General features: G+C 67.0%; 12 protein-coding genes and 1 pseudogene. 10 read left to right on the forward strand and 3 right to left on the reverse strand.

Annotated elements, in window-relative coordinates:
- The first annotated feature begins 48 nt into the window (after positions 1 to 48).
- From pstC to phoB, 5 genes are all read left to right on the forward strand, one after another.
- Positions 49 to 1,011: a phosphate ABC transporter permease subunit PstC gene (gene pstC / locus AC6A67_RS14295; protein WP_498037236.1), complete on the forward strand. Its 963-nt coding sequence runs from the start codon at positions 49 to 51 to the stop codon at positions 1,009 to 1,011.
- 99 nt (positions 1,012 to 1,110) lie between these two features.
- Entirely contained in the window at positions 1,111 to 1,908 is a 798-nt protein-coding gene (gene pstA, locus AC6A67_RS14300; RefSeq protein WP_498037237.1) for a phosphate ABC transporter permease PstA, read from the forward strand.
- Positions 1,909 to 1,997: 89 nt separating this feature from the next.
- Positions 1,998 to 2,762, forward strand: coding sequence for a phosphate ABC transporter ATP-binding protein PstB (gene pstB / locus AC6A67_RS14305; RefSeq protein WP_498037238.1), 765 nt, complete (start codon positions 1,998 to 2,000; stop codon positions 2,760 to 2,762).
- A 140-nt stretch (positions 2,763 to 2,902) separates the two neighbouring features.
- Positions 2,903 to 3,616 carry a phosphate signaling complex protein PhoU gene (gene phoU, locus AC6A67_RS14310; protein ID WP_498037228.1) on the forward strand — a complete coding sequence of 238 codons (714 nt, stop codon included), beginning with the start codon at positions 2,903 to 2,905 and terminating at the stop codon, positions 3,614 to 3,616.
- A 246-nt stretch (positions 3,617 to 3,862) separates the two neighbouring features.
- A complete protein-coding gene (gene phoB / locus AC6A67_RS14315; RefSeq protein ID WP_498037229.1) occupies positions 3,863 to 4,561 on the forward strand; it encodes a phosphate regulon transcriptional regulator PhoB in 699 nt (232 codons plus the stop codon).
- A 405-nt stretch (positions 4,562 to 4,966) separates the two neighbouring features.
- Here the strand turns inward: phoB and AC6A67_RS14320 are convergent, their stop codons facing one another.
- Positions 4,967 to 5,548 (reverse strand): GcrA family cell cycle regulator, encoded by a 582-nt coding sequence (locus AC6A67_RS14320; RefSeq protein ID WP_498037230.1) that lies wholly within the window; start codon positions 5,546 to 5,548, stop codon positions 4,967 to 4,969.
- Positions 5,549 to 6,419: 871 nt separating this feature from the next.
- Here AC6A67_RS14320 and AC6A67_RS14325 point away from each other — a divergent pair.
- The 3 genes from AC6A67_RS14325 (at position 6,420) to AC6A67_RS14335 (ending at position 9,675) form a co-directional block, all read left to right on the forward strand.
- Complete coding sequence (locus AC6A67_RS14325; RefSeq protein WP_498037231.1) at positions 6,420 to 7,625, forward strand: aspartate aminotransferase family protein; 1,206 nt, start codon at positions 6,420 to 6,422, stop codon at positions 7,623 to 7,625.
- A 71-nt stretch (positions 7,626 to 7,696) separates the two neighbouring features.
- Positions 7,697 to 8,638 carry an ornithine carbamoyltransferase gene (gene argF, locus AC6A67_RS14330; RefSeq protein WP_498037232.1) on the forward strand — a complete coding sequence of 314 codons (942 nt, stop codon included), beginning with the start codon at positions 7,697 to 7,699 and terminating at the stop codon, positions 8,636 to 8,638.
- An 11-nt stretch (positions 8,639 to 8,649) separates the two neighbouring features.
- A complete protein-coding gene (locus tag AC6A67_RS14335; protein WP_498037233.1) occupies positions 8,650 to 9,675 on the forward strand; it encodes an Hsp33 family molecular chaperone in 1,026 nt (341 codons plus the stop codon).
- 400 nt (positions 9,676 to 10,075) lie between these two features.
- On the opposite strand, the gene argE is transcribed toward AC6A67_RS14335, so the two are convergent.
- Positions 10,076 to 11,209, reverse strand: a complete 1,134-nt coding sequence (gene argE / locus AC6A67_RS14340; RefSeq protein WP_498037239.1) for an acetylornithine deacetylase — start codon at positions 11,207 to 11,209, stop codon at positions 10,076 to 10,078.
- Positions 11,210 to 11,404: 195 nt separating this feature from the next.
- Entirely contained in the window at positions 11,405 to 11,842 is a 438-nt protein-coding gene (gene apaG / locus AC6A67_RS14345) for a Co2+/Mg2+ efflux facilitator ApaG/CorD (RefSeq protein ID WP_498037234.1), read from the reverse strand.
- 650 nt (positions 11,843 to 12,492) lie between these two features.
- Between apaG and AC6A67_RS14350 the strand changes: the two genes are divergently transcribed.
- Both AC6A67_RS14350 and AC6A67_RS14355 read left to right on the forward strand, forming a co-directional pair.
- Positions 12,493 to 13,236, forward strand: coding sequence for a S24 family peptidase (locus AC6A67_RS14350; protein WP_498037235.1), 744 nt, complete (start codon positions 12,493 to 12,495; stop codon positions 13,234 to 13,236).
- A gap of 912 nt (positions 13,237 to 14,148) precedes the next feature.
- Positions 14,149 to 14,481, forward strand: a pseudogene (locus tag AC6A67_RS14355) (hypothetical protein); the annotation flags it as partial.

Here is a 14,481-nt window from a genome sequence, read left to right on the forward strand (position 1 = left end):
GTCGGGGCTATGATGAGCGATACGCCAATGACCGGACATGCCGCCAGCATGCCGACGCTCGCGCCAGACAAGAGTTCGACGCTCGGCCGCTATCGCATCGGCGACAGGCTGTTCCTCAATCTGACCCGCACCTCAGCGCTGCTGGTGCTGGCGCTGCTCGGCGGCGTCATGCTGGCGCTGATTGAAGGCGCGGCGCCGGCGCTGCGCGAATTTGGCTTCGGCTTCCTGACCTCGCAGTCGTGGAACCCGGTGACCGAGAAATTCGGCGCCCTGGCCCCGATCTATGGCACGCTGGTGACCTCGCTGATCGCCATGCTGATCGCCGTGCCGGTCGGGCTTGGCATCGCCATCTTCCTCACCGAGCTGTGCCCGCTGTTCCTGCGCAGGCCGATTGGCATCGCCATCGAGCTGCTGGCTGGCATTCCCTCGATCATCTACGGCATCTGGGGCCTGTTCGTGTTCGCCCCCTTCCTGCAGGACACGGTGCAGCCGTTCCTGATCAAGGTGTTTGGCCCGATCCCGGTGCTGTCGACCCTGTTCGCCGGTCCGCCCTATGGCATCGGCATGCTCACCGCCGGCCTGATCCTCGCCATCATGGTGCTGCCGTTCATCACCTCAATCTCGCGCGACGTGTTCGCCACCGTTCCGCCGGTGCTGAAAGAGGCCGCCTATGGCGTCGGCTGCACCCGCTGGGAGGTGGTGCGCAATGTGGTGCTGCCCTACACCCGCGTCGGCGTCATTGGCGGCGTGATGCTGGGCCTTGGCCGCGCTCTGGGCGAGACCATGGCCGTGACCTTCGTCATCGGCAACGCCCACAAAATCTCCGCCTCGCTGCTGGCGCCGGCGACGACGATCTCGGCGACGATCGCCAACGAATTCACCGAGGCGGTGGGCGAGGTTTACACCTCCTCGCTGATCGCGCTCGGCCTGCTGCTGTTCATCATCACCTTCATTGTTCTGGCCATCGCGCGCTACATGCTGCTGCGCCTTGAGCTGAAGGCGGGGAAATAACTCATGGCTCAGGACAACCCCACCACCACGGCCGCCGCCAGCGCCCGACGCACCGTCCCCGGCGCGCTCTACGCCCGCCGCAAGGGCCGCAGCAATCTGATGATGGCGCTGTGCGTCGCCGCCTCGGCGCTGGGCCTCGCCTGGCTGGTGCTCATCCTCGCCGGTCTCGTCATCAACGGCGCCGCGGGCCTGTCGCTGGCGGTGTTCACCGAGCACACGCCGCCGCCTGGCTCGATGGGCGGCCTGCTCAACGCCATCATCGGCAGCCTGATCATGACGGGGCTCGGCATCGTCATCGGCACGCCGATCGGCATTCTCGCCGGCACCTATATGGCCGAGTATGGCGCCAATTCGAAGCTGACCACGGTGGTGCGTTTCATCAACGACATCCTGCTCAGCGCCCCGTCCATCGTCATCGGCCTGTTCGTCTATGAGGTGATGGTGGTGAAGATGGGCCATTTCTCCGGCCTCGCCGGCGGCGTGGCGCTGGCCATCATCGTCATTCCGGTGGTGGTGCGCACCACCGAGGACATGCTCAATCTGGTGCCGAACCAGCTGCGTGAGGCCGCTTCGGCCCTGGGCATGCCGCGCTATCTGGTCATTCGCCGCATCGCCTATCGCGCCGCCCGCGCCGGCATGATCACCGGCGTGCTGCTGGCCATCGCCCGCATCTCCGGCGAGACCGCGCCGCTGCTGTTCACCGCGCTGAACAACCAGTTCGCCAGCACCAATCTCAACGCGCCCATGGCCAGCCTTCCGGTCGTGATCTTCCAGTTCGCCCTGTCGCCCTACAAGGACTGGCAGCAGCTGGCCTGGACCGGCGCCCTGATCATCACCATGTCGGTGTTGACCCTGTCCATCCTTGCGCGTGTCATCGCCGCGCGTAGCCGCCAGTGAGCCGGGAGCCGACCATGACCATGTCCGCCCGCACCACCGCCGGGGCCACCATGGCTCCAGCCCCCACCATCGCAGGAGCAAGGCCGCAGATGTCGCCCGCCGATGAGAAAATCTCCGTCCGCGACCTGAAGTTCTTCTACGGCGACTCGCTTGCCCTGAAGGGCATCTCGCTGCCGCTGTACGAGCGCAAGGTCACGGCCTTCATCGGCCCGTCGGGCTGTGGCAAGTCCACGCTGCTGCGCATCCTCAACCGCATGTACGACCTCTACCCGGGCCAGCGCGCCGAGGGCGAGGTGCTGCTCGACGGCGAGAACATTCTGTCGCCGAAGCAGGACCTCAACTTCCTGCGCTCGCGCGTCGGCATGGTGTTCCAGAAGCCGACGCCGTTCCCGATGAGCATCTATGACAACATCGCCTTCGGCGTGCGGCTGTATGAGAAGCTGTCGAAGTCGGAGATGGATGAGCGGGTGGAGAGCTCGCTGCGCCGCGCCGCGCTGTGGAACGAGGTGAAGGACAAGCTCACCGCCTCGGGCCAGAGCCTCTCCGGCGGCCAGCAGCAGCGCCTGTGCATCGCGCGCACGGTCGCGGTGAAGCCCGAAGTGATCCTGCTCGATGAGCCGTGCTCGGCGCTCGACCCGATCTCGACCGCCAAGATCGAAGAGCTGATCGATGAGCTGAAGGCCGAATACACCATCGCCATCGTCACGCATAACATGCAGCAGGCGGCGCGCTGCTCCGAGTACACCGCCTTCATGTATCTGGGCGAGCTGATCGAGTTCGACGAGACGTCGCGGATTTTCACCACGCCGTCTGATCAGCGCACCCAGGACTACATCACCGGCCGCTTCGGCTGAGCCGCGGCGGGCGTAGCCCGCCAGTCCTGAACCCATTTGCCGCGTCAGGCGTCGTCGCCTGGCGCCGTTCCACAAATGCGCCGCAGCAGTCGGGCGCCATGGCGCCTCAGGCGCCGCCGCTCCGCAGGGGAGTACAGAGCATGGCCGAGCACATTGTTTCCGCCTATGACGCCGAACTGGCGGCGCTGCGCGGTCGCGTGGTGGAGATGGGCGGCATCGCCGAGAAGATGCTGGACGACGCGACCCGCGCTCTGGTGCGCCGCGACGCCGAGCTTGCCCAGTCGGTGATCAACACCGACAGCCGCCTCGACACGCTGCAGCGCGAGATCGAGGAGCACGCCATTCTCACCATCGCCCGCCGCCAGCCGATGGCGGTGGACCTGCGCGAGATCATCTCGGCCATTCGCGTCGCCGGCGACGTCGAGCGCATCGGCGATCTGGCCAAGAATATCGCCAAGCGCGCCGTGGCCATCAGCGGCCAGATGCAGCCCGCCCGCATCGTCGTGGGCGTCGAGCATATGAGCGATCTGGTGCAGGAGCAGCTCAAGGACGTGCTCGACGGCTTCATCCAGCAGGACGTTAACGCCGCCATCGACGTGTGGAAGCGCGACGGCGAGATCGACGCCCTGTACACGTCGCTGTTCCGTGAGCTGCTGACTTATATGATGGAAGACCCGCGCAATATCGGCTTCTGCACCCATCTGCTGTTCTGCGCCAAGAATATCGAGCGTATCGGCGACCACACCACCAATATCGCCGAGACCATCTATTATCTGGTCACCGGCAATCCGCTGGTCTCCGAGCGCCCGAAGAAGGATTCGAGCAGCATGGAGCCGCTCGGCGACGGCGCCTGACGCTGGCGCGCCACTGTACTGCCTGGGCGCGGCGCTGAGCCGGCCAGGCTGAAGACTGTTTGTGTTGACTGGCATGAATGGCCGCGCGGGCTTCGCGTGGGCAGGGAGCCTGCGTCCTGCGCAGGCGGCCCGAGGATGATCGCGACGGCGCGGCGCCCGACCTGAACGGCGGCGCAGCCGGGGCGGCCGCTGGCGCAGAGGCGCCGCAGCAGGCGCCGGGAGCGGGTCGCGCGCGAGGAGTACACGATGGCTACACGCATTCTGATCGTTGAGGATGAGGAATCCCTGGCGCTCCTGCTCCGCTACAACCTTGAGGCCGAGGGCTATGAGGTCGACAGCGTCGCCCGGGGCGATGAGGCCGAAGTGCGGCTGCAGGAGGCCCCGCCGGACCTGGCCCTGCTCGACTGGATGCTGCCTGGCCTGTCGGGCATCGAGCTGTGCCGCCGCCTGCGCCAGCGCGAGGAAACCGCCCGCCTGCCGGTGATCATGCTGACGGCGCGCGGCGAAGAGGCCGAGCGCATTCGTGGCCTCGCCACCGGCGCCGATGATTATGTGGTCAAGCCATTCTCGGTGCCGGAGCTGCTGGCCCGTGTCCGCGCCCTGTTGCGCCGCGCCAAGCCCGGCCATGTCGCTTCAATGCTTAGCGCCGGCGACATCGAGCTGGATCGCGAAACCCGACGGGTGCGCCGGGCTGATCGCGAGTTGCACCTCGGCCCGACCGAATTCAAGTTGCTGGAATTTCTGATGCAGAGCCCCGGCCGGGTGTTCACCCGCGAGCAATTGCTCGACAGCGTCTGGGGCCGGGACGTCTATATCGACGAACGCACCGTCGACGTGCATGTCGGCCGCCTGCGCAAGGCGATCAATCGCGCCCGCCAGCCCGACCCGATCCGCACCGTGCGCGGCTCCGGCTATTCCTTTGACGAGACGTTTGCCCGCGCCTGAATGGCTTGCGTCCGGGCCTGAGGCGTTTGCGCCCGGGCCTGTAGGGTTGGGGCCCGCGCCTGCGGCGGTCGCCAACCGGGACAGGGCAGGCCGCGCGGTCGTGCGCCTGCGCGCCGCCATCGTGCGCTGCGACGTCGTGCGGGACGGCAATGCCGATTGGGCATGGTGAGGGCTGTCCAGGGCAAAGTCTGATCAACCGCGTCAGCCAGCTACAGAGCTGCTGTTTTCCGCGCGCCGCCCGTTGCGCCATGGGCGCCCGCGTGACGCCGCCGCGGGCAAATCGCCCTTTTCCAGATTGCGCTCCCCCCTCACGCCTGGCCCAAACAAAAACCCGCCTCGCGGCGGGTTCATGAAGAGCGTGTTTGCAGCTACATCGCGCAGCGCGCGGGGGCCGTCTGCCTCAGCTCAGTTGCTGCGACGGTCGCGCCGCCGCTCCGGCGGCTGGTAGGCGATGCGGCTGTGGAAGTTGCAATAGGGGATGCCTGGCGTCGTGCGGTTGCCGCAGAAGCAGAAATCCGCCGTCGTCGGGTCGCCCATCGGCCAGCGGCACATGTTCTCGCGCAGCTCCATGATGGTGACGCGCTGGGACTCCGGGGCGGCCATGGCGCTGGCCCCGCCTGGGGTCTGGGTGACAGCGGCGGCGGCTGGCGCTGCGGCCGGGGCCTCGGATGCCAGCGACACCGTGTTCAGCACGGTCGTGCTCTGCACCACTTGAATGGCGGCGACTGCCGCGCCGGCCCGCGCGCCCACGGCGGCGACGGTCCGCGTGGCGGTGGCCACGGTCACGGTCTTGCGCTGCTTCTGGGCGCCAGAGGCGTTGGATTTGGCGCGGCCCGACAGGCCGAGCCGGTGCACCTTGCCGATAACGGCGTTACGGGTCACTCCGCCCATCGCCGTGGCGATCTGGCTGGCGCTGAGCCCTTCGGCCCAAAGCTTTTTCAGCAGTTCGACGCGTTCGTCGCTCCAGCCGCTTCCAGCCTCGCTCATACGTTCCTCCGCACCATAATCGCACTTGCAGAAAATTTGCGTAAACGCGCCGAATAAATCCAGCTACGCAAAACTTCACTCCGCCCCACAGGCGGCGCCACGAGATATCGTGGGATACTGTCCCGACCATACAAGATGGCGCCAACGGCCTACAACCACGCGCAGACCGTCCTGACCGTTTTCCCCAGGAACATGCTGAAAACGAGTCCGTGATCACGCTTTTTCAAGGATTTATCTGGCGTGGACCCGCCGGACGTGGAGACAGGGCGGGATAACACAGCAATCTGGCGGCGGCCATCACTACCTGTGCTTGAAGGGCCCCGGGGCCTGTCGCCGTCATGTGCGCGTCACGTCGCCAGGGTGTCCTTCCGGCAGCCGTGGCGCAGGTCGGGCCGGGCTGATGCATATGGGCGCTGTGCGCCTGGTGACGCAGGGGCAGGGCGATGGCGGCGCGGCGGTCAGAGGTTCTGTCGCCTGCGCCGCCGCAGGCACGCGTCAGCATGGGTTATGGCGTTGCGGGAATAAGGACTGGTCAGAATTGATCAAATACTGGGCGCTGCGCTGCGCCGAGGCGCCTGCGGTTGTAGCGGTCCACTGATTGACAGATTCCGTGCGCACCTTAAAATACCGCAAGTGCCGCCCTCGACAGGGCGGCACTTTGATTTTCATGGGCGCACAGGCTGCTGGTCGGCGTCCGTCTGCACAGGGCGACTGTTGCGCTATGGCTGCGACAGGGCGCTATTTTGCTGTTTTTGCATCGCCTGGCGCAAGGCCTTTTTGGGTGGCGACAGGGGGTGCGCTCACGCGGCGCCATCGTCGGCATGGACAATGTGGATGTCCGGGCAGGCGCCGCCATCAGGGAGTGCGGTTCGTGACGTCGCCGCTTTTGCCAACTTTTGCGCGTGTAGACCTTCAGTTCGAACGGGGCCAGGGTGTCTGGCTGACGGCGCGCGACGGCGAGCGATATCTCGACTTCGGCTCCGGCATCGCCGTCAATTCGGTCGGCCACGCCCATCCGCATCTGGTGGAGGCGCTGACCGCCCAGGCGCAGAAGCTGTGGCACACCTCCAATCTGTTCCGGATTCCGGAAGGTGAGCGGCTGGCGCAGCGGCTGGTCGACAACAGCTTCGCCGATCAGGTGTTCTACACCAATTCGGGCGCCGAGGCGCTGGAGTGCGCCATCAAGATGGCCCGCAAGTTCCATGCGGTGAACGGCCAGCCTGAGCGCTTCCATATCATCACCTTCGAGGGCGCCTTCCATGGCCGCACCCTCGCCACCATCGCCGCTGGCGGCCAGGCCAAATATCTTGAGGGCTTTGGCCCCAAGGTCGAAGGCTTTGACCAGGTGCATGTCGATGATGAGGAGGGGCTGAAGGCGGCGATCGGCCCGCAGACGGCGGCGATCCTGATCGAGCCGGTGCAGGGCGAGGGCGGGGTGCGCGTTGTGCCGCCAGCCAAACTCCGGCAGTTGCGCGAATTGTGCGACGCCCACGGCCTGCTGCTGATTTTCGATGAGGTGCAGACCGGCGTCGGCCGCACCGGCAAGCTGTTCGCCCATGAGTGGTCGGGCGTCACGCCAGATATCATGGCGATCGCCAAGGGCATCGGCGGCGGCTTTCCGCTGGGCGCCTGCCTGTCGACGCTCGAGGCCGGCAAGGGCATGACGCCTGGCACCCACGGCACAACCTTCGGCGGCAATCCGCTGGCGGTGGCGGTGGGCAACGCCGTGCTCGACATCGTGCTGGCGCCTGGCTTCCTCGACCATGTCAACCGCATCAGCCTGTTGCTGCGTCAGCGCCTCGCCGAACTGCGCGACCGCTTCCCGCACATCATCCAGGAGGTGCGCGGCGAGGGGCTGCTGCTCGGCCTGAAGCTGAACGTGCCGAATACGGCGTTCTCCGCCGCGGCGCTGCAGCACCAGCTCATCCTGGTCGGCGCTGGCGACAACACCGTGCGCCTGCTGCCGCCGCTGGTCATCAGCGAGGAAGAGGCCCGCGAGGGGCTGGCCCGCATTGAGGCGACCGCCGCCGCGATGCAGCAGGAGCTGCGCGGCGTCCGTGCGGAGGCTGCGCCATGAACGCGTTTTCAGGGGGCGCGCCGCAGGCCGGCGCTGTCAGTTTGTCACCGGAGACATTGAAGGATCCGAATTTGTCGACTTCGTCGCAGCCGCGGCGCAATTTTCTTGATCTCACCGATTTCACCGGTGAGCAGTTGCGCCATGTTCTGGAAATCAGCGCCGGCCTGAAGGCGGCGCGCCGCCGTGGCGAGCGCGCCGCCCACCGGCCGCTCGTCGGCAAATCGCTGGCGATGATTTTCGACAAACCGTCGACCCGTACCCGCGTTTCCTTCGACCTGGCCATGCGCGAGCTGGGCGGCGAGACCATCATGCTGACTGGCGCCGAGATGCAGCTGGGTCGCGGCGAGACCATCGCCGACACCGCCCGCGTCATGTCGCGTTATGTCGACGCCATCATGATCCGGATTCTCGATCATGGCGCCATGACCGAGCTGGCGGAATACGCCAGCGTGCCGGTGATCAACGGCCTGTCGAAGCTGTCGCATCCGTGCCAGATCATGGCTGATCTGCTGACCTTCGAGGAGCGCCTCGGCCCGATCACCGGGCGCAAGGTGGCGTGGACCGGAGACGGCAACAATGTGCTGGCCTCCTGGGTGCATGCGGCGGCGCGGCTCGATTTCGAGATCGCCATCGCCACGCCGGAGGGGCTTGGCCCGTCGCCGGAGGTGCTGGCCTTCATCCGCGACAATGGCGTGAAGGCGACGTTGACCCAGGACCCGGTGGAAGCCGTGCGTGGCGCCGAGGCGGTGATCACCGACTGCTGGGTGTCGATGGGCGATGAGGAAAGCGAAAACCTGCGCCAGAACCTGCTGCAGCCGTACCAGGTCAACGCCGCGCTGATGGCGCAGGCTGAGAAGAACGCCATCTTCATGCACTGCCTGCCGGCGCACCGCGGCGAGGAAGTCACCGATGAGGTGATGGATGGCCCGCAGTCGGTGGTGTTTGACGAGGCCGAAAACCGCCTGCACGCCCAGAAGGGCGTGCTGGCCTGGTGCATGGGCGCGGTCGATTGATGCCGGCGGATATGGCCGCGGAGGCTGCGGCCTCTGGCGATGATCTGGTGTTGCCTTTCGCCATTGAGGGGCTGGACGTGCGCGGTCGCGTCGTCCGCCTCGGCCCGGCGATCGACGCGGTGCTGGCCCGCCACGCCTATCCGCCTGCGGTGTCGCGGGTGCTTGGCGAGGCGGCGGCGCTCACCGTGCTGCTTGGCGCCTCGCTGAAGCTGGAGGGTCGCTTCCAGCTACAGACGCGCTCGAACGGCCCGATCAGCATGCTGGTGGTGGATTTTGATGCGCCGGACCAGATGCGCGCCTGCGCCCGCTTCGACGCCGAGGCGCTGGAGGCGGCTGTCGCCGCCGGCGCCACGGCGACCGGCGCGCTGCTCGGCGCTGGCCATCTGGCGCTGACCATTGACCAGGGCGGGCACGCCAACCGCTACCAGGGCATCGTGGCGCTCGAAGGCCAGAGCCTTGAGGAATGCGCCCACGCCTATTTCCGCCAGTCGGAGCAGATCCCCACTTTTGTGCGCCTCGCCGTGGGCGAGGAACTGCTGTCTGACGCTGAGGGCGGGCGCCGCTATCGCGCGGGCGGGCTGATGGTGCAGTTCATGCCCCATTCCGCCGACCGGCTGCGCCAGGCCGATCTGGCGCCTGGCGACGCGCCTGCGGGCGTCGACATCGTCCAGGGCGTCGACGATGACGCGTGGAATGAGGCGCGCATGCTGGCCGAGACCACTGAGGCGCATGAGCTGCTCGACCCGCTGCTGCCGGCGGAGCAATTGCTCTACAGGCTGTATCACGAGCGCGGCGTGCGCGTGTTCCGCGCCCAGCCGGTGCGCGAGGCCTGCCAGTGCTCGCGTGAGCGCATCATGGGCATGCTGACCGGCTTCAGCCGTCAGGAGCGCGCCGACATGGTCGCCGACGATGGCCGCATCACCGTCACCTGCGAGTTCTGCTCCCGTCGCTATGAGCTGGAGCCAGGCCAGGTCGAAGCGGAGATCACGGCCGCCGAGCTGGCCGCATCCGGCGAGGGCGGCGAGCGCGACCACTGACGCCAGGTGGCTGGCTGGTGGCGCATCCGCGCCCGAACCGGTCCGGTCGCCGCACGGACTCTGGTATGATCGCGTTGACGGGGCTGAAGCCGCGCAAAGACGTGGATGCCCGCGACGAGCGCGGGCATGACGGCGTGAGGGGCAAGTCGACAAGAGGGCAAGTCGACGCGAGGGGGCGATACGTAAAGCTCGGCCCTGATGACGCCCCCCCACGCCTTTCCGTGAAGCAAAACCGATCTGACCGTCATGCCCGCGCTCGTCGCGGGCATCCACGTCTTTACACCTCGCCGTGAAGCGGGGGCAGCGGTCGCGACATGCAGCGCTCAAGGCGCCGTCCGGTTCTGGCGTCACGCCACACTGCGCCCCTTAAACGGGGGGCAACGCCAACGCGCCGCCAGCCTCAACCTGCGAGGACGCCCACCAGTCGCCGGATGAACGCCGTTCCGGCCTCGAGGTCGGCCAGCGTCATGAACTCATCGGCCTGATGCGCCTGGGCGATGGAGCCTGGGCCGCAAACCACGGTGGCGATGCCAGCGTTCTGGAAATGCCCGGCCTCGGTGGCGAAAGACACGGTGCTGGTGTGGTTGCGCCCGGCGAGGCGTAACGCCAGCTGCTCGGCGGCGGAGCCTGGGCGCGGCGCCAGATGCGGCACCGCCACGTCACAGATCGTGTCGATGCGCGCCTCGGGCGCGCCAGCACGCATCTGCGGCAGCACGCTGGCCTCGGCGAAACCCGCCAGCTCGCGCATCACATCGAGGTGGCTGTGGCCGGGCAGGCCGCGAAACTCCCACAGGAACTGGCATTGGCGGGCGATGATATTTCGCGCCGTGCCGCCCTGGATGACGCCGACCTGTACGGTGGAATAGGGTGGGGTGAACAGGCCGGTGGCGTCGCCCTCCAGCTGCAGCGCCTGCTGCTTGCGCGCCAGCCACATCACCAGTTCGGCGGCGGCCATGACGGCGTTGGCGCCATGCGATGGCTGTGAGGAATGCCCCTCCTTGCCTGACACATGGGTGGTCAGCGACACCACCGATTTGTGGGCGGTGACCACGTCGAGCCCGGTCGGCTCGCCGACAATGGCGACCTCTGGACGCGGCAGATCGCGCCCCATCCGCGCCACGGCGTCGACCACGCCGAGGCAGGTGATCTCCTCATCATAGGACAGCAGCAGATGCACCGGGCGGCTGAGCTGCGCCGCCTGCATCTCCGGAACCAGCGCCAGAGCGATGGCGAGGAAGCCCTTCATGTCGACGGCGCCGCGGCCATAGGCGCGCCCATCATCGACGCGCAAACGCCAGGGATCGCTGCTCCACGCCTGGCCGGCCACCGGCACCACATCGGTATGGCCAGACAGCAGCACGCCGCCGTCCACGGGAGGGCCGATGGTGGCGAACAGCGCCGCCTTGTCGCCCGTGGCGTTGGGCAGCCGCACGCTGCTGACGCCGCAGCGGCGCAGCCAGTCCTCGGCGAAGGCGATAAGGTCCAGGTTGGAGCGGCTGCTCTCGGTATTGAAAGCGACCAGGCGCTCCAGCATGGCAAGGGGCGTCACGATGTCTCCTTGGTCGGGCGCGCACGGGACCGGCTCGCCATGACGCGCCGGACAGGCGCTGGCCACAGCGGCCGCGCCCCAGCCTAACCGAAAGCCTGCGCGCTGGGGAGGCATGGCGGCGACAGTAGCCGGATCATCCGCCTGATTTCGCGGCGCCAACGCCCCTGAAGCGGGCGAATATCAGTGCAGCACCCGGGCCATGCCCGCGCGGGTGGCGTAGGGGCTGTCGAGCACGAAGGTGGGGATGGCCACCTCAAACGCTTCGCCATTGGCGTCGACCATGGCGTAGCTGCCGCTCATGGCGCCATGCGGCGTGCGCAGCGGACAGCCGCTGGTGTAGACATAGGAATCGCCAGGGGCGATGTGCGGCTGCTCGCCGACCACGCCGGCGCCGGTCACCGCCTCCACCGCGCCATTGCCATCGACAATCCGCCACACCCGGCTGCGCAATTGCACGCTGCGTGGCCCGAGATTGATGATCTGCACCGTATAGGCCCAGAAATAGTCGCCCTGCGCTGGCGTCGACTGCTTCTCGAGGAAACTCGGCGTAACGGTCACTTCAATGCCGCGCGTCTGCGCCCGGTAAAGCGGTGGTTGCTCCAATGCAGACTGTTGCATGGGGATCTCCCGTTAGCGTGACGCTTCGTGAGGTCTCAGGATCATCGTCCTGGCGCCGGACGTCAATGGCGACGCGCTGGCGTGCCGCCGGAACGGGCGCAAGTGGGCTGCTGTCGCTCCCGCCTGGCGCCGTGGCATGTCATGACATGGCCATGATCCCGGCGGCTTGCCCGAAGCTGGAAACCGGAATAAAATCTTCATCATGGCAATTGTTTGCCGCCCTCTGGCGCTGCGGCGCGGTCGCTGTCCGGGAGTGGGCCAGACTGACATCGGAGATGGTTCAGCCTTTGGCCATCGAAGCCTCGGGCGCTGGCGCGGGCTCAGGTCGCGACCGGATCAGCGCCGGGATTGCGGCGAGGGCGAGTCCAGCTGTGAGCGGGGGATATGTCCGGCTGGCGGTGTGGCCAGCGAGGCCATGGCTGCTGATCGCCAGCGCGCGTTGTTGGCAAGGTCGCTGGCCTGCTGTGGCCTTGGCGGGGCAGTGCGGCCTTGGCGGGGCTGTGACAGTGTCGATGCCGGGCGTCAGAGCGCCGCCAGTATATGTGCCATTCTAGCCTGCGCGCGCTTATGGCCGCCGCAGGCGCCGCAGCTTGATCTACAGGTACGGGAACGGGGCGCAGGTTTCGCCGCCGCCGCAACGGAGACCGCCCATGCTGTCGCACCAGCAGATTTGGCAGGCGATAGATGGTCTGGCCAGGCGTCACGGCCTGTCGGCCTCCGGTCTGGCGCGCCGCGCCGGTCTCGATCCAACCACGTTCAATCGTTCGAAGCGGATCGCCAATGACGGGCGGCTGCGCTGGCCGTCGACGGAATCCGTCGCCAAGGTGCTTGAGGCCACCGGGGCCAGCCTCGCCGAATTTGTCACGCTGGTCAGTGACGATGCCGACGGCGGCGAAGGCGACGGGCTGGCGGCGGGGCAAAGCCGCGCGTCGCCGGGCGCGGCTACAGCGTCGTCGGCCTTCGCTTCTGCTGCGGCCAGCGTGTCGGCGGCGATCACGGCGCCGCGGCTGCGCGGCGTGCCGCTGATCGGCCTCGCCCAGGCCGGCCAGGGCGGCTATTACGACGACAGCGGATATCCGGTTGGCGGCGGCTTTGACGAGGTGATCTTCCCGCGTCCCGGCGACGGCTCGCTTTATGGCCTCAAGGTGGCCGGCGATTCCATGCTGCCGCTGTATCGCGATGGCGATATCATCGTCGTTGATCCGGCGGCGACGGTGCACCGGGGCGACCGGGTGGTGGCGCGCACGCGCGATGGCGAGGTGATGGCCAAGGAACTGGCCGCCCACACCCAGAAACTGGTGCGCCTGCGCTCGCTCAATCCGGGGCACCCCGACCGCGAATTCGCCCCCGAAGACCTCGACTGGATCGCCCGTATTGTCTGGGCCAGCCAGTGACGGGACGGGCCTGCGTCGTCCTGTGTCGGAGCCTTCAAGGGGCTGTTCAAACCAGGATGTGAGGATGCCAAGGAATCCCCATCCTCACATGCTCAGGTGCCGCACGGGCGTGACCAGGGCGCGATGGGTCGTCGTCACCGCGCTTTGGCGTCAGAGCTAATGAAAGGCTTATCGCCGGTTTTTCGCAAATGATCGCCCTGCGCGCTTCGGCGCACGCTGGACAGGGGGCGGAGCTGCGCCTTCGCGCCAGCCTGTCGCACGACGGTTTGCTGGGAGTGTTGCTGGACAGACGTCTGCCGCAGCGCCGGTGGATTGCCGCCGGATGATAGCCGGCTGGCGCCGCGCAGCGACCGTCACGCTGTGCGATGCTTTCCGCAAATGCGGCACGGAGGGGTGGATCGCGCCCAATGTCGTGCCCGGCAGACCAGTCTTGCACCCAGAGCCTGTCCGAACTTTGGGATGGGCCTCGCCTGAGGTGAGTTGCATGCCTCAATTCGCATCAACCAGATCCCCCACGCGGCAAAGGGCTGGGCTTGTTCAGGTTTGAACACGTCGCTCCAGATCGCGCCGCACTGAGCACGCTGAACGTCCGCCGCCATCATCGAGCTGATCTCGAACCAGTTGATCGCAACAGCTTGCGGTCGCAGCACGCGGCCGGGCTGGCTGCGGATGCGACTGGCTCGGCTGCCTGTCGGGTTACCCTTGCGTTCAGAGCGCGCGCTGGAGAGCGGCAAGATCTTGTTACAGCCTGCTCCAACGGCATTTTCAGACTTTTTGGGGTGTTCATGGGCGCGAGCTTTGCCTATGGAGTGAAGCGGGGGATATGCGCGCACGTGCGGAGGCAGTGAAGCAACGCGGGGCGGAAATGTATCCGCGATGCTTGGAGAATTACGCGGTTGTACGCAGTAGCGCTTGTCGCTGTTGGCAGTGACACAGCGGCAGATGATGGACGTTACAGGTGGGGTGGGTATGCGTGGGGCGATGATCGGGACAGGCTACGGCGGCCTGGTGCCCGGTGCATGCGTTGCCGGGACCGGACATTCGGCTATTTGCGCCAACGGCGACGTCGTGGAGCCGGCGAAGCTGCGTGGCATGACGCATCCCATTAATGAGCTGGGCACAGACATTCTTGGGGCTGGCCACGTCAGTTATGGGCGGCGGCACCTGGCCGCCGAACGTGCTGCGGTGGTCGCCGACGGTGGTGTGGCTCGTGTCACCGTGAACCGATCGGCGCGAGATAAGGCT

It is taken from the genome of Camelimonas sp. FR25, from assembly GCF_059740505.1.